This is a genomic window from Salinivibrio sp. ML198, assembly GCF_001996015.1.
GTDB classification, from domain to species: domain Bacteria; phylum Pseudomonadota; class Gammaproteobacteria; order Enterobacterales; family Vibrionaceae; genus Salinivibrio; species Salinivibrio siamensis.
This window is the reverse complement of sequence record NZ_MUEZ01000011.1, coordinates 18,711-33,793: the sequence shown is the minus strand read 5'-3', so window position 1 is coordinate 33,793 and position 15,083 is coordinate 18,711. Positions and strand designations below refer to the sequence as shown.

The window sequence follows — 15,083 nt, the reverse complement described above, 5'->3', positions numbered from 1 at the left end:
TCGATGTGAATGCGCCAAGTTGACCAGCGCTCGCGAGCACGGTGAATATCTTTGCTCTTTATTATCGTGTGTTTAGTCCGCACTTTTTCTGCATTCTTTTCGATTTCCCCGTTGACACAGAAGCAAAATATCAGTTTACTAGTACACAAGTTAACGCACACCACTTCTCAGTCTCGGGGAGCGATGGCGCTAAGGGTAACAGTCACAACGGAGTCTCGCAGCATGTATTTCAACGCCGCGTCTAGATCACATTCGATTCACACTGCACCCACTGCCGAACAGGCCGTGAGTGTATTGGCGACATCCATGACCTCTGTTGCACTTATTTGGTGGCACGGCTCCTCACGGGCGGTGTGACGCGCTGTATAGACAGCCATCCTATTCACAACGCCCGCCACTGATGCGGGCGTTTTTGTCTCTCAATTTTGCCATCACGCGTTATCGTGCCACCACGCATTCAGCCACGGTAACCGGCAACCATAGTTTAAAAGGATATTTGATGATTATTGTACTTAAGCCCCAAGCCACCGAGCAGGATGCCAAAGCCCTCCTCAATCAAATCGAGCAATGCGGTTTAAAACCGCTTTATATGCCGGGAGTGGAACGCATTGTATTGGGCGCGCTGGGTGATGAACGTGTGCTGCAACAATGCCATTTTGAGGCTAATCCGCTGGTTGAGGAAGTCAAACCGATTTTAACCAAGTACAAACGTGTGAGCCGTGATGTACAGCCGCATGACAGCGTGGTGCATATCGGCAATGTACCCGTGGGCGGTCAACACTTCGTGGTTATGGCAGGCCCCTGCTCGGTGGAATCCGAACAACAACTATTGTCCGTGGCGGAGCGCGTTAAAACGCACGGCGCACGTGTGTTAAGGGGCGGCGCCTTTAAACCTCGCACCAGCCCTTATGATTTCCAAGGCATGGGGGTTGAGGGGCTAAAACTGCTCAAAAAAGCCAGTGACCTGACTGGCATGCCAACCGTTTCAGAAGTAATGGAAATTAGCCAAGTCGACGCCGTGTGCGAGTACATTGATTGCCTGCAAATTGGCGCACGTAACATGCAAAACTATGGCTTACTCAAAGCGGTAGGCGAAACCGGCAAACCTGTCTTGTTAAAACGTGGGCTTTCCGCCACTATCGAAGAATGTTTGCTGGCGGCGGAATATATTGTCGATGCAGGTAACCCCAATGTGATTTTATGTGAACGCGGCATTCGCACTTACGAAACCGCCACACGTAATACCTTGGATTTGAATGCCGTGGCCTTGATGAAGCAGCGCAGCCATTTGCCTGTGTTGGTCGACCCAAGCCACGGGACGGGTGTGCGAGAGCTGGTGACGCCACTATCACGCGCCGCAGCGGCCGTAGGCGCAGATGGCATCATTGTGGAAAGCCACTTAAACCCAAGCGAAGCATTGTCAGACGGCCACCAAGCATTAACCGGCGATATGTTCGCGCAGCTGATGCAAGAACTCACCCCCTTTGTGCAAGCGGCAGGGAGAAAGCTGTGAACACTCATGATCCCCAACATGGCGAGCTCGATACACTCCAACTCTCGGTGCCTTATGTCGCCGACCCGACTGAGTTATATGCCGCCGTGTGCCAAGATAAGCCTTATAGCATGCTGTTGGAGTCGGCAGAGATTGACTCCAAACGTAACCTTAAAAGCCTGATGCTGGTCGATGCCGCCGTGCGCATTGAGTGCCGCGGGCAGCGCGTGACCTTACAAGCGCTCACCCATAATGGCAGCCATTTGCTGGAGAGTATCACCCAGAGCGCAGCGCTTAAGGCCCTCGCCTGTAAGGTAGCGCAGGCCGACGATGGAGACGTTCCCGCCCTGACGTTGACGTTCCGCCATCCCAACGACAGTGGTGCGCTATTGGATGAAGACGCCCGTCTGCGCCAAGCGTCGGTGTTTGATGCCCTGCGTGTTATCAAACAAAGTATCGCGTTGGATAACCAACCTGACGATGCGCTCTTTATCGGTGGCCTTTTTGCCTATGATTTGGTGGCCAGCACTGAAACGCTACCGGCGGTGGACGGCACCGAGCACTGCCCCGACTACCTGTTTTATGTCGCGGAAAGCTTACTGGTAATTGACCACCAGCACCGCCAAGCGCGCTTACAAGGCACCTTATTTGGGGGTGATAACGCCCGCGCCCACTATGTGGATTTATCGCGTCGTTTACAAAGCATCAAAGAAGCCTGCTTATCGCCTGCGCCGCTTCCAGAAGCGCCCGTGGTCACCGATCACAGCATTGCGGTTTCTGTCTCCGATTCAGATTTTTGTCAGCAAGTTGACGCACTGAAAAAGCACGTCATTGCCGGAGATGTGTTTCAAGTGGTGCCATCGCGCCGCTTCACCCTCGCCTGTCCCTCGCCGCTCAATGCTTATCGAGCGTTGAAGTGTGGCAACCCTAGCCCGTATATGTTTTATCTGCGCGATAGTCAATTTAGCTTGTTTGGCGCTTCACCGGAAAGCGCCCTTAAATATACTCAAGCGACTAATCAGGTTGAGATTTATCCCATCGCGGGTACGCGCCGACGCGGGAAAACCGCCCAAGGCGACATTGATCACGACTTGGATAGCCGCATTGAGCTTGAGCTGCGCAATGATGAAAAAGAAAACGCCGAGCACATGATGCTGGTCGATTTGGCCCGCAACGATGTGGCGCGAATTAGCACGCCCGGCAGCCGCCATGTCGCCGACTTGCTCAAAGTCGACCGCTACAGCCACGTGATGCATTTAGTTTCTCGGGTGGTGGGTCAGCTGAAACCTGATTTAGACGCGCTGCATGCATACCAAGCCTGTATGAATATGGGCACGCTCACCGGTGCGCCCAAGCTTCGCGCGATGCAACTTATCCGTGACACCGAACAGTGCCGTCGCGGCAGTTATGGCGGGGCCGTGGGCTATTTTACCGGTTCGGGTGAGATGGATACCTGTATTGTGATCCGCTCTGCCTACGTTGAAAACGGCGTTGCCACCGTGCAAGCCGGCGCGGGTGTAGTGTTTGATTCTGACCCTCAAGCCGAAGCGGACGAAACCCGCGGCAAAGCACAAGCGGTAATCCATGCGATTCAAACCGCCCATCAAGGAGGCCAATCATGAGTACCCCGCCAATGGACATCGTCCTGCTCGATAACATGGACTCCTTTACCTATAACTTAGTGGATCAATTTCGCGCACTCGGTTACCCGGTCACGGTGTTCCGCAATCATTTAGAGGCTGAGGCGATTGCTCGCCACATTCGAACCCTGCCCCAACCACTGCTGGTGCTCTCGCCCGGCCCTGGCGCGCCGGCTGACGCTGGCTGTATGCCCGCATTGATTGAAAAACTGCGCGGCCAAGTGCCAATGCTGGGGATTTGCCTAGGTCAGCAAGCGATCGTCGAAGCCTACGGCGGCACAGTCGCCGGTGCTGGCACCATCATGCACGGCAAGGCTTCGGCCATGCATCACCAACAGCATGCGGTATTTGGCCCATTGGCATCCCCACTCACCGTGGCCCGTTACCACTCACTGGTGGCGACTGAGGTGCCTGCCAGCTTGGATGTCATCGCCACCGTATTTGATGGCGACGATCAGAAAGTAATGGCGGTGGTGAGCAATACCGACTACGTGGTCGGTTATCAATTCCATCCAGAGTCCATTTTGACCGCACAAGGCGCCGCCCTGCTCACCCACACCATCGATTGGGCGAGTGGCTACTATCAGTGCTAACAATAACACCAGCGCTAACAACAACACGTGCCAGATAAGCACGGAGCTCGAACAGACAAATACCGAGGTTAAGTACAGTGATGGATCAACTACTAGAGACGCTCTACCAACAACAGTCACTCAGCCAAGCGCAAAGCGAGCAGCTGTTTAGTGCGATCATTAAGGGTGAACTCGAGCCAGCACGATTAGCGGCTGCGTTAACCGCATTGAAGATTAAAGGGGAAACGCCTGAAGAAATCGCGGGCGCAGCAAAAGCACTCACCGACAACGCCGAGCCTTTCCCACGCCCTAGTTATCCGTTTGCCGACATCGTCGGCACGGGAGGCGATGGCGCGAACACCATTAATATTTCAACCACGGCCGCCTTTGTCGCCGCCGCCTGTGGCGTTAAAGTCGCCAAACACGGCAACCGCGGGGTATCGAGCAAGTCGGGCTCATCGGATTTACTCGCCGCCTTTGGAATTGATCTGGCGATGCCTGCCGACCACGCCCGCGAGGCCTTGGATAATCTGGGCGTTTGCTTTTTATTCGCCCCGCAATACCACACCGGCGTACGACACGCGATGCCCGTGCGCCAAGCGATGAAAACGCGCACCATCTTCAATCTGCTTGGGCCGTTAATTAACCCAGCGAAACCTAGCATTGAGCTGATGGGCGTGTACGACCAAGCCTTAGTTGCGCCAATTGCACAAACCATGCAAAACCTCAACATGACGCGCGCGGCCGTGGTTCATGGTGACGGTCTGGATGAAGTAGCTATCCACGGCCCCACAACGGTGGCAGAAATCACCCCGACCCAAATTGAGCATTACACCCTAACCCCCAGCGATTTTGGTGTACCCGAATACCCGCTGGACAGCATTGCCGGTGGCACGCCGGAGCAGAACCGCGCGATGATCAGCGCGATTTTGCAAGGTAAAGGCACAGACGCCCAGCAAGCCGCGGTGGCTGTCAATGTGGCACTCTTGCTACGCTTATTCGGACAAGAAGACTTGAAAGCAAACACACAACAGGCCTTGGACGTGATGGCGTCGGGCAAGCCTTACACCATCATGCAAGCGTTAGCACAAAGGAGCGCAGTATGACTACGTCAGCCCTCAACGACACTATTTTAGGCCGCATTGTCGATGACAAAAAACGCTGGGTGGCCGCGCGTAAGCGCACTCAGCCGCTAGATAGCTTTATCGACCAACTAACGCTCAGTGATCGCGATTTTCGTGCTGCACTGGCCGCGCCGGGGTCACAGTTTATCTTGGAATGCAAAAAAGCCTCGCCTTCAAAAGGGTTGATTCGAGAAGACTTCGATCCGGCCAGTATTGCCCGTGCCTACCGACCCTTTGCCGCGGCCATTTCAGTCCTGACGGACGAGGACCACTTTCAGGGCAGTTTTGACTTCTTGCCGATCGTGCGCGCACAAGTCGATGCGCCTGTGCTTTGCAAAGATTTTATTATCGACCCTTATCAGATTTACCTCGCGCGTCATTATCAAGCCGATGCGATCTTATTGATGCTATCGGTACTCGACGACGCCGAATACCGCGAGCTGGCCGATTTAGCCGAGTCGCTAAAGCTAGGAGTGCTTACCGAAGTGAGCACCGAAGACGAGCTCGCGCGTGCCAATGCCTTAGGGGCGGTGGTGATTGGCATTAACAACCGGAATTTACGTGATTTAAGCATCGATCGCGATCGCACCAAACGTTTAGCACCACAAGTGGGCGAAAAAGCGATCGTGATTTCAGAAAGTGGCATTCATAGCCACCGTCATGTGCGCGATCTTGCCCACCACGCGGATGGCTTTTTAATTGGCAGTGCATTAATGGCAGAACCTGATCTGACCCTTGCGCTACGTAAAGTGATCTTGGGGGAAAATAAAGTCTGTGGGCTTACCACCGCCGACGATGCCCTCGCCGCCTATAACGCTGGCGCTGTCTACGGCGGACTTATTTTTGTTGAGCACTCCCCGCGCGCGGTGACATCCGCCGTGGCCGAGCGCGTACAGCAAGGCGCGCCGCTGCGCTATGTGGGCGTGTTCCAAAATCATGCGCTAGATACCGTGGCTGAGTACGCACAACAGCTCAGCCTTCACGCGGTGCAACTGCATGGTGACGAAGACGCAGCATATCTACAAGCACTGCGCGAAAAGCTCCCTAAGCACTGTGAAATTTGGAAAGCGCACGGTGTCTCTGATGTCGCACCGGCTTTAGACGGCGTGAATGCTGACCGCCACCTTATCGACAGCCGAGTCGGCCAACAATCTGGCGGCACGGGTAAAACCTTTGATTGGCACCTGATCCCTAAAACCGCCAAAGACAAAGTCATGATTGCCGGCGGGCTCACCCCCGAGAATGCGGCCAAAGCGGCTGAACAAGGGTGCCTTGGGCTGGATTTTAACTCCGGCGTCGAGCATGCGCCCGGGGTGAAAGATGCCAACAAGTTACAAGCGGCGTTCCGCGCCCTTCGCCGCTATTGATTTTTCGAGATAGTTGATTTTTCGAGATAGTTGATTTGCCGAGATGATTGATTTGGCTGAGAGGATAGATGTCGCCAAGACAGTCAACGTATCTCGGCCCCCAGTTAAAGACGTAAAAGGATAATTATGAGCAAGCTTAACCCGTATTTTGGCGAATTTGGTGGTCAGTATGTGCCCCAAATTCTAGTGCCTGCGCTTGATCAGCTCGAACAGGCGTTTATTGATGCCCAAGACGACCCGAAATTTAAAGACGATTTTATCCGCCTGCTGCAAGAGTATGCCGGACGACCCACCGCGTTGACGCTTTGTCGTAACCTTACCAAAGGGACTAACACCAAGCTGTATCTTAAACGAGAGGACTTACTGCACGGTGGTGCGCACAAAACCAACCAAGTACTGGGCCAAGCGATGCTTGCCCAGCGTATGGGCAAATCAGAGATCATTGCCGAAACCGGAGCTGGCCAGCACGGTGTGGCGACTGCGCTGGCATGTGCGCTCTTGGGGCTGAAATGCCGCATCTACATGGGGGCCAAAGACGTTGAGCGCCAAAGTCCTAATGTGTTTCGAATGAAGCTGATGGGTGCAACTGTGATCCCGGTCCATGCGGGCTCTGCGACGTTAAAAGATGCATGTAACGAAGCGATGCGCGACTGGTCAGCCAACTATGATACCGCCCACTATTTGCTCGGCACTGCGGCGGGCCCGCACCCCTTCCCGACCATTGTGCGCGAGTTTCAGCGTATTATTGGTGAGGAAACCCGTGCGCAAATTCAGCAGGTAGAAGGTCGCTTGCCGGATGCAGTGATCGCCTGTGTGGGTGGCGGCTCAAACGCCATTGGCATGTTTGCTGACTTTATCGATGACAAGGATGTGCGTTTAATTGGCGTTGAGCCAGCGGGCAAAGGACTCGATACCGATCAACACGGCGCACCTTTAAAGCACGGCAAGCCCGGTATTTTCTTCGGTATGAAATCCCCATTGATGCAAGATGAATATGGCCAAGTGGAAGAGTCGTATTCAGTCTCAGCCGGATTGGACTTCCCGTCGGTGGGGCCGCAGCATGCGCACCTTAACGCCATTGGTCGCGCCGAATATCCGGCGGTCACCGACGATGAAGCCTTAGAAGCGTTTCAAGCTCTTGCGCGCAACGAAGGTATTATTCCCGCGCTAGAATCTGCCCATGCACTGGCTCAAGCCCAAAAAATGATTGCCGCTGATCCTGAAAAAGAGCAGCTTTTGGTGGTCAATCTATCCGGACGTGGTGATAAAGATATCTTTACTGTATATGACATTTTAGAAGGCAAAGGAGAGCTGTCATGATGGCATCATCAACTCGATATCAAGCGATGTTCGCAAATCTGGATGCCAAACAGCAAGGTGCCTTTGTTCCTTTTGTCACCTTGGGGGATCCAAATCCAGAACAATCACTCGCCGTGGTCGATGCCTTGGTTGAGGGCGGTGCCGACGCGCTTGAGCTCGGCATGCCGTTTTCTGACCCATTGGCCGATGGCCCGACCATTCAGGATGCAACCATTAGAGCAAGATCGGCAGGCACCACCCCCGATACCTGCTTTGAAATGTTGGCAGCGATACGCGAAAAACACCCTAACGTGCCGATTGGGCTGCTGATGTACGCTAACCTCGTCTACGCCCGTGGTGTTGACGCTTTTTATACCCGCTGCGCGGAAGTGGGTGTCGATTCGGTGCTCGTGGCAGATGTGCCAATTGCTGAATCTGCGCCATTTCGTGATCACGCCTTGGCACAGGGTATTGACCCGATTTTTATTGCCCCGCCTAACGCAGACGATGCAACCTTAGCTAAGGTGGCGGAGCTCGGTCGTGGCTATACCTATCTGGTGTCGCGCGCGGGGGTAACGGGGGCCGAGGCCAAGGCGGGAACGCCTGTTGAGCACTTACTCGGCACCTTGCATCATCATGAAGCACCGCGTCCGCTGCTTGGCTTTGGCATCTCGACCCCTGAGCAAGTCAAAGCGGCAATTAGCGCCGGGGCGGCAGGCGCCATTTCTGGCTCGGCGGTGGTGAAGATCATCGAGCACCATCAACATGATGTACCTACGATGCTCCATACGCTCACGCAGTTTGTCCATGAAATGAAAGCGGCGACGCAACAATAAAACGGCGCCAGTTACCACAATGGGCAGGATTGCCTGCCCATTTCACGTCACCCACCTATTAACGCTCGCGATAGCGTCATTCACGCGCATTAGGTTTACTGATTTGGCGGATTGTCGCGACCGAAACCTTAAACGCATCACCCTGATCAGTCTGTGTTTCATTGCTGTCGTCGCTCTCCAGCGCTGGTCGACGCGCGCCACGACTGTGCAGTCGGTGGTCAGATGCTTGCATCGCGTCATGGTAAACACGATATTGGTTTTTACCGCCGTGTTTTGCCGCATACATCGCCGTATCCGCATACCTCAGTAGCCTTTCACCACTGATGTTATTTTGCCCGAATGCCAGGCCAATACTGGCTGACACTTTGCACCGGTGGCCAAGCAATACCGATTGTCGTTGCGCAATATTGACCAGTGTCGTCGCTATCTCACCAGGCATATTTGCCTCTTGATAGGGAATTATCGCCGCAAATTCATCGCCACCTAATCGCGCGATAACGGCATGACTAGGGAGTTCATCAGCAAAGCGCTTTGCCAGTGTGCGCAAAAACACATCACCCACATCATGCCCATGCGTATCGTTTATCGCCTTAAAACCATCCAAATCGATCACTAAAATCGCCACCCCTTCTGTCGAGGTCGCAAAGCGGTGGTTCAAGGCATCAAACAGCCAATGTCGATTATTCAGGCCAGTCAGTTGATCCTCTCGGGCGAGTTTGTAGTAACGTTTCGCGTCATGCGCGATAAGCAGCAGAACCGTCGCACCAACCGCCATCATCCCCAATGTCATCATAGTGGTCAGCTGCCCAAGTTGATTAAGAAGCCGTGTGTGTTCTCGATAACCATTGCCTGGCAATAACAGTGTCTGAGCAAAGTAGTCTTCCAGCTGTTGCCGCTGTTGGCGATAGCGCGCCATCACGTCACCAATATTGTGTGTAGAAAAGCGTAAGGCATAGAAGCTAGCTTCGCTCGCCTGAAGATCGCGATATATCGCGTTAAGCAACATCCTAGGATTGGGCTGTGATGCGGTGTGTTCGCGAGCCATATTGATCGCGACAGGAAAGCGGCTCCACAAGATCTCATGCTGCACCGCCACATTATCAAAACTGCTCTTTCCGCCTTGATAGCGTGCCAGCAACGTCATCAGTGCATCGTACTCTTTGGACAAGCTAAGCATGTACCATACAAGTTTGCTTTGGCTGCTGGTTAACCGATCCGATAAACTGGTTATCTTGTGCGTCGTCAACACCACGCCGACTGCCATTAAGGCGATACAGCCAACCAAGATCACGCGCTTAGCAGGCATGATCTTCAATTGCTTACTTCTCATCATTCATGCCTCCTCAAGGCTCAACCTCAATGTCTGTTAACTGCCAAACCATCGTCTCGTAGTAGCGATCGGATTGCAGTTGCGGGTAATCATCCAAAGGGTAAATCAACCAAAGTGGCCCTAATGTTCGAATGGTCATCGGTTTACCATTGCGCTCAAACGCAATAATGGGCTGATAGCGTGTTACCACATCCCGTGGTAAACGTGCCTGATAGCGGTTCATTGCATGAAGCGTCAATGCTTGATAGTGCGAGACATTGGCGGCTTCAAGCAATGTTGATAGTTTGACTCCTCGAAAGGTTTGCAACCCGGCGGTAAAAGGCGTGTGTGTACTGATATCGATGTGGGGCAATCTATCTAATTGTTGGCGATCAAACGTGATACGCTCCGCATCGCCCACCGTGAGGGTCAGAGACACAGGAAGACGAAGTGAAGCTTGTGCGCTGTCTAATGCGAGCACAGAGACAAATACCACCACGAAGGGAATGAGTACGCGCGTCGACGCGCAAAATACCGTTATATAGGTTGGGCATGATTGTATGTTCATCGCTCACCATTTACGTCTCTACGGTTGTGTTTACCAGCTGTCGCTCAACCGTTACCACTCAACAAAAACAGGTTTAGGTTGCGTACCAGACACACCCTGACCAAGCGTATTGCGTGCCCAGAATGAGCCACCTGTTAGCATCTCGCCACGTGTGTGGCGGACTTGCGACTAGTGTGCTTCAAAAGGATGCATATTGAACAGTGCTAACAAGCGGGTTTATTGATAATTCGCATAATTGAGACAGCGGGGAGTCAATACGGTCAGACCACACGTCATGAAGATAAAAAAGACCCACCAGTAAACGCACTGGTGGGTCAGGGTGTTAGCTCAGGTCGCGCATTAATATCTCAAACTCTTCTTGAGCTTGATCGATCAATGTCGCGAGCTCGTTGGCATCGCGATGGTTCAAAGGTAACGCCCAATTATCGTGTTTGCCAGGCTCAATATGCTCAGCCAATAACTGGGTGATCTTTCCTTTGCGCTGAAACGTCACTTCATCAAATTCAGCGAGATGAGGGCTTTCCTCGTCGGCGATGTGCACCGTCACATTGCCATTGGGGATCACCCGCACATGCGCTTGACGCGCGGGGGTGGTGTTTAAGGTATAACTACGTGAATGGATAGACATGTTAGCCTCCTATCACTCGACTTGGGGCACTCCCTATTATAGTGCTTAGCCATAAGGGATGGAGGACTATCCAGCTTTGTATTGCTTAAGATCATAGATGGTTACATTCTTGTTGCATCACCCCATGCAAAAACAAATACTTATTCAATAATACTGCATACGGTAAATGAATTCGCCCGGCAACTCAGCACCCCTTACAACAACGGGCTAAACATGTAAAAGAACTGCTCAATCGGCTTATGATAGACCGGTCTTTGTTGCCAAGCGTCCGCACTAATGCGGGTCGATTGTGCCAAATAGTGTCGATGTAGCGCATGAATACTCGCACAAAACTCGGGATCGTCGACGGTCAGCGTGAGCTCAAAATTCAGCCATAAACTGCGCATATCAAGGTTAACCGTACCCACGAGGCAGTACTGCTCATCGACCAACACGGATTTGGTATGTAATAACCCACCACCGAAGCGGTAGATTTCTATCCCTGCTGACATTAAATCCTCAAAAAACGAGCGGCTCGCCCACTCCACCATCAAGGAGTCATTTTTCTCGGGAATAATCAGAGTGACTGACACCCCACGCTGCGCGGCCGTTTGTAAGCTCACCATCAGACCTTCACTTGGCACCAAGTACGGGGTGGTGATCACAATGCTCTTCTCTGCTTGATGGATAGCCAGAGTCAGCACTTGTTGAATCATCCCTTCTGGCAAGCCAGGTCCAGACGGGATAGCTTGCACCGCGTGATTGGCATGTTGGTGATCTTCAATCAGCAAACACTCTGGCGATGACGGCAAGTCGCGTAGCCCAGTTTCCACCTCCCAATCCCACGCAAACACGCTACTTAGAACGGGTACCGTAGGGCCCGAGACCCGCACCATTACATCCACCCATTGCCCGACCCCCGCGTCCTGCTTGAAAAAGCGAGGATCCACCATGTTCATCGAGCCAGTATAGGCAATATGGTTATCAATGATCGCCACCTTGCGGTGCTGGCGAATATCAAGGCGACGGAAGAACATCCGAAATGGATTCACGGCAAGAGCTTCAATCAGCTCAACGCCGGCTTCACGCATTGCATGTGGCCATTTGCTGCGGAAAAAAACTTTACTGCCGGCAGAGTCCAGCATAATACGCACGGGGATCCCACGTTTGGCCGTATCGCAGGCCGCCTGCGCAACTTCATCGGCATGGCCGCCGGGATGCCAAATATAAAACACCATATCGACGCTTTTTTGCGCTTGGCGAATATCAAGCGCGATCGACTTAAGAATATCGGCCGGTTCTGTTTGCAACGCCAGCTGGTTGCCGGTGAGCTCCGGCACACCAATTCGGGCATGGCAGAGTCGATTGACATGGTGAGATTGTTCATTGATATGCTGAGGACGATGTGCAGGGCACGCCTGCAAACTGAGCAGCCATTGGCGATATGGCTCAAACATCGCTTTTGCTCGCATTGCACGCGTCTTACCAAGGTTAAGCTCGCCAAATAGCAGGTAGGCAATCACCCCCACGATCGGGAGGATATAAATGATCATTAACCAAGCGATCGATACACCCAGCGCGCGGCGCTTGAATACCACTCGGATTGTCACCCCAGCAATGGTTAACCAATAGACCAGCAGCAACAGTAAGGTTACGATCTCGTAGACTTTTTCCATGCCTAATTGCACACCTTAATAATAACTGACGAAAGCGTGTTCTCTCGCTTTCTCTATTCTGCCTAGCTTGCCACTCGGTGCAAGCCATGATTTGTCTTTAGAAAAAGACAAGCGGCGTAAAAATCGTGATAAATACCACACCAGTGTAATGTTAAGCGTACCTTAAGGTGCATTTTAACGTGACCCAAAGCAGCAATGTTAACAATGTGTTAAATCAATAATTGCGATAGAGAAAGCCACTGTGATACTCACTATAGGCAGCGGATTCACCTTATCGATGCACACTAAGTAATCACACGGAGAGAGAATATGGGAAAATGTGGCGATATGATGGCATTACGTACGGCGTGATCTTCAAATTCTACGCATAAACTGGTTTACTTACGAGTCTTTGTAGAGGGAACCACTCGTCTCATAGTGTAATTATTAGTTTACACCATGAGCGAGCACCTGACGGGAGCAACTGAGTATGCGCCCATAAAAATCAATTAATTATCGAATACGATATCGAGTAGGTATGGCAAACACACAACGCGCACAATTTTCATCCCGATTAGGGTTTATCTTGGCGGCAGCCGGCTCTGCGATTGGGCTCGGCAACATTTGGGGTTTCCCCACGCAAACAGCCTCAAACGGCGGCGCCGTTTTTCTGTTTATTTATTTGCTGATGGTCTTTGTCCTAGCGTATCCCCTTTTGATAGCAGAACTCACTATTGGACGCTATGGCAATGCCAACCCCGTTCGCTCACTGTCAGCCGTATCCGGTGGACAAAAATGGATTGGTCGGTTACTTGGATTAGTCGGCTTACTCGGCGCGACTGGCATTTTAAGCTTTTACACCATCGTGGCCGGTTGGTTGGTGGGCTATATGGTCTCCCCCTTACTTGCATTAATAGGCTTTACCGATGCGGCAGCATGGTTAGAGTCATTTAGCGAGACCCGTAACCTCGCATTAATGCTGTGCTTTATGGTGCCGACGATTTTGGTGGTCCGTAATGGTATTGCCAACGGGATCGAACGCTGGTCCTCACGTTTAATGCCCGTCCTCTTTTTACTGTTCGTGATCATGGTGGTTTACATTTTATTTCAGCCTGGCGCGATGGAAGGGCTGAAGATGTACCTGATCCCAGATATGTCGCACCTCTCGCCGGGGCTGGTCGTGAGTGCCATGGGGCAAGCGTTTTTCTCACTCTCTCTGGGTGTGTGCGTGATGATGGTATACGGCTCGTATTTGTCCAAAACCGCCAACATTCCTAAAACCGCTGCACAAGTAGCACTGCTGGATACGGGCATCGCCTTTATTGCGGGGCTATTGATCATGCCTGCCATGTTTGTTGCCCAACACAATGGCGTGGCTATCTACAGCGATGCAGGCGCGCTTCTCAGCAGTGACACACTGGTATTCAGTGTCCTCCCTGCCATGTTCGACACCATGGGAACAGCGGGCATCTTTGTCGGTTTTGCCTTCTTCTTGCTGATGGTCATTGCCGCCCTCACCTCAGCCATCTCATTGCTTGAAGTACCTGTAGCCTGTGCTACTGAGGAATTCCGTCAATCACGAGAGAAAGCGGTATGGTGGATTGGCGGCCTTATCACCATTGCCTCGGCGGTGATTGTTTACAACTTTGGCGATCTGTTTGGCTTGGTGGTTACCGTCACCACCGAGTACGCACAGCCTATCCTTGGCCTGCTGTTTGCGTTGGTTGCAGGCTGGCTATGGCACCGCAATGAAATCTTGAAAGAACTGGTGCAAGGCAGCCCTGAGCTCGGTGAAGCCTGGTTTTGGAAAATCTGGCCAGGCTATGTTCGTGTTATCTGCCCGATACTGATGCTACTGGTGTTCGGCTGGGATTGGATTTAATCTTCAACGCGCCTTGGCAACCCCCTGCCAAGGCGCCTACCTTGTTATCTTTTCTCTCTCCGCCTTGTCGTTTCCCCTCTCTGCGCATTTGGGTACACTGCGTACATACTTAGCTTAAATACACCTAGTTACGCGGCGGCGTTATGAAACAACTGATTGATTTTATCCCTTTAATTATCTTTTTTGCCTTATACAAATTTTACGATATTTATATGGCAACCGGTGCACTGATCATCGCCACCCTAGTGCAAGTTGTGCTGGTTTGGGCGTTGTATAAACGCGTTGAAAAGATGCAAATCATCACCGCCGTTCTGGTCGCCATATTTGGCGGCATGACGCTATTTTTTCACGATGACAACTTCATCAAGTGGAAAGTCACCATTGTGTATGTCTTATTCGCCATTGGCTTGGCGGTGTCCGAGGCGATGGGTAAGCCTTTGATTAAGAATATGCTCAGCAAAGAGATTACACTGCCAGAACGCGTGTGGCGCACCATTAACTGGGCCTGGATTGGGTTCTTTTCCCTATTAGCCGGCGTGAACATTTATGTTGCTTATAGTATGCCGCTTGATACCTGGGTGAACTTTAAGGTCTTCGGCACTTTAATCCTGACCTTTCTGTTTATGATTGCAACTGGGGTGTATATCTATCGCCATATGCCCAAAGAGAGCAACTCAGACCAATAAAAACTTGCCCAAATGCTGTGTTAGCGGTCACAATTCTTATCTGTTC

Annotated in this window: 13 protein-coding genes and 1 other annotated feature; of the genes, 9 read left to right on the top strand and 4 right to left on the bottom strand. The window is 52.2% G+C overall.

The annotated features are described in order from the left end of the window. Positions 1-321 precede the first annotated feature (321 nt). Positions 322-416 (top strand) — a sequence feature (Trp leader region). An 83-nt stretch (positions 417-499) separates the two neighbouring features. From aroF to trpA, 7 genes are all read left to right on the top strand, one after another. Further along, complete coding sequence (aroF, locus tag BZG25_RS09295) at positions 500-1,513, top strand: 3-deoxy-7-phosphoheptulonate synthase (RefSeq protein ID WP_077606020.1); 1,014 nt, start codon at positions 500-502, stop codon at positions 1,511-1,513. Continuing rightward, on the top strand, positions 1,510-3,114 hold the full coding sequence (locus BZG25_RS09290) for an anthranilate synthase component 1 (protein ID WP_077638943.1): 1,605 nt from the start codon (positions 1,510-1,512) through the stop codon (positions 3,112-3,114). Before aroF ends, BZG25_RS09290 begins: the two co-directional genes overlap by 4 nt. Further along, positions 3,111-3,725, top strand: a complete 615-nt coding sequence (locus tag BZG25_RS09285) for an aminodeoxychorismate/anthranilate synthase component II (RefSeq protein ID WP_046073433.1) — start codon at positions 3,111-3,113, stop codon at positions 3,723-3,725. Before BZG25_RS09290 ends, BZG25_RS09285 begins: the two co-directional genes overlap by 4 nt. An 80-nt stretch (positions 3,726-3,805) precedes the next feature. Continuing rightward, the gene (gene trpD / locus BZG25_RS09280; RefSeq protein ID WP_046073434.1) at positions 3,806-4,810 is read left to right on the top strand and encodes an anthranilate phosphoribosyltransferase; all 1,005 of its coding nucleotides are present in this window, start codon (positions 3,806-3,808) and stop codon (positions 4,808-4,810) included. Continuing rightward, the gene (gene trpCF / locus BZG25_RS09275) at positions 4,807-6,195 is read left to right on the top strand and encodes a bifunctional indole-3-glycerol-phosphate synthase TrpC/phosphoribosylanthranilate isomerase TrpF (RefSeq protein ID WP_077638942.1); all 1,389 of its coding nucleotides are present in this window, start codon (positions 4,807-4,809) and stop codon (positions 6,193-6,195) included. Before trpD ends, trpCF begins: the two co-directional genes overlap by 4 nt. A gap of 126 nt (positions 6,196-6,321) precedes the next feature. Further along, positions 6,322-7,515 carry a tryptophan synthase subunit beta gene (trpB, locus tag BZG25_RS09270; RefSeq protein WP_077577960.1) on the top strand — a complete coding sequence of 398 codons (1,194 nt, stop codon included), beginning with the start codon at positions 6,322-6,324 and terminating at the stop codon, positions 7,513-7,515. Then, complete coding sequence (gene trpA / locus BZG25_RS09265) at positions 7,515-8,330, top strand: tryptophan synthase subunit alpha (RefSeq protein ID WP_369795685.1); 816 nt, start codon at positions 7,515-7,517, stop codon at positions 8,328-8,330. The genes trpB and trpA overlap by 1 nt, the downstream gene beginning before the upstream one ends. Before the next feature lie 76 nt (positions 8,331-8,406). Here the strand turns inward: trpA and BZG25_RS09260 are convergent, their stop codons facing one another. The 4 genes from BZG25_RS09260 to cls all read right to left on the bottom strand — a co-directional run bounded on the left by BZG25_RS09260 (position 8,407) and on the right by cls (position 12,490). Continuing rightward, a complete protein-coding gene (locus BZG25_RS09260) occupies positions 8,407-9,663 on the bottom strand; it encodes a GGDEF domain-containing protein (RefSeq protein ID WP_077638941.1) in 1,257 nt (418 codons plus the stop codon). Between the two features lie 10 nt (positions 9,664-9,673). Continuing rightward, positions 9,674-10,207, bottom strand: a complete 534-nt coding sequence (locus BZG25_RS09255) for a molybdopterin-dependent oxidoreductase (RefSeq protein WP_052707999.1) — start codon at positions 10,205-10,207, stop codon at positions 9,674-9,676. 322 nt (positions 10,208-10,529) lie between these two features. Continuing rightward, positions 10,530-10,835, bottom strand: coding sequence for a hypothetical protein (locus BZG25_RS09250; protein ID WP_046073439.1), 306 nt, complete (start codon positions 10,833-10,835; stop codon positions 10,530-10,532). Between the two features lie 194 nt (positions 10,836-11,029). Continuing rightward, on the bottom strand, positions 11,030-12,490 hold the full coding sequence (cls, locus tag BZG25_RS09245) for a cardiolipin synthase (RefSeq protein ID WP_077605982.1): 1,461 nt from the start codon (positions 12,488-12,490) through the stop codon (positions 11,030-11,032). Positions 12,491-13,007: 517 nt separating this feature from the next. Between cls and BZG25_RS09240 the strand changes: the two genes are divergently transcribed. Together BZG25_RS09240 and BZG25_RS09235 are read left to right on the top strand one after the other, a co-directional pair. Beyond that, a complete protein-coding gene (locus BZG25_RS09240; RefSeq protein ID WP_077638940.1) occupies positions 13,008-14,351 on the top strand; it encodes a sodium-dependent transporter in 1,344 nt (447 codons plus the stop codon). Between the two features lie 143 nt (positions 14,352-14,494). Beyond that, a complete protein-coding gene (locus tag BZG25_RS09235) occupies positions 14,495-15,037 on the top strand; it encodes a septation protein A (RefSeq protein WP_077605981.1) in 543 nt (180 codons plus the stop codon). Positions 15,038-15,083: the final 46 nt, after the last annotated feature.

Bases quoted from the DNA above. Each gene is read 5' to 3' on its own strand.
- aroF (WP_077606020.1), top strand. From the start codon at position 500: ATGATTATTGTACTTAAGCCCCAAGCCACCGAGCAGGATGCCAAAGCC.
- BZG25_RS09285 (WP_046073433.1), top strand. From the start codon at position 3,111: ATGAGTACCCCGCCAATGGACATCGTCCTGCTCGATAACATGGACTCC.
- trpD (WP_046073434.1), top strand. From the start codon at position 3,806: ATGGATCAACTACTAGAGACGCTCTACCAACAACAGTCACTCAGCCAA.
- trpCF (WP_077638942.1), top strand. From the start codon at position 4,807: ATGACTACGTCAGCCCTCAACGACACTATTTTAGGCCGCATTGTCGAT.
- trpB (WP_077577960.1), top strand. From the start codon at position 6,322: ATGAGCAAGCTTAACCCGTATTTTGGCGAATTTGGTGGTCAGTATGTG.
- trpA (WP_369795685.1), top strand. From the start codon at position 7,515: ATGGCATCATCAACTCGATATCAAGCGATGTTCGCAAATCTGGATGCC.
- BZG25_RS09260 (WP_077638941.1), bottom strand. From the start codon at position 9,663: ATGATGAGAAGTAAGCAATTGAAGATCATGCCTGCTAAGCGCGTGATC.
- BZG25_RS09255 (WP_052707999.1), bottom strand. From the start codon at position 10,207: ATGAACATACAATCATGCCCAACCTATATAACGGTATTTTGCGCGTCG.
- BZG25_RS09250 (WP_046073439.1), bottom strand. From the start codon at position 10,835: ATGTCTATCCATTCACGTAGTTATACCTTAAACACCACCCCCGCGCGT.
- cls (WP_077605982.1), bottom strand. From the start codon at position 12,490: ATGGAAAAAGTCTACGAGATCGTAACCTTACTGTTGCTGCTGGTCTAT.
- BZG25_RS09240 (WP_077638940.1), top strand. From the start codon at position 13,008: ATGGCAAACACACAACGCGCACAATTTTCATCCCGATTAGGGTTTATC.
- BZG25_RS09235 (WP_077605981.1), top strand. From the start codon at position 14,495: ATGAAACAACTGATTGATTTTATCCCTTTAATTATCTTTTTTGCCTTA.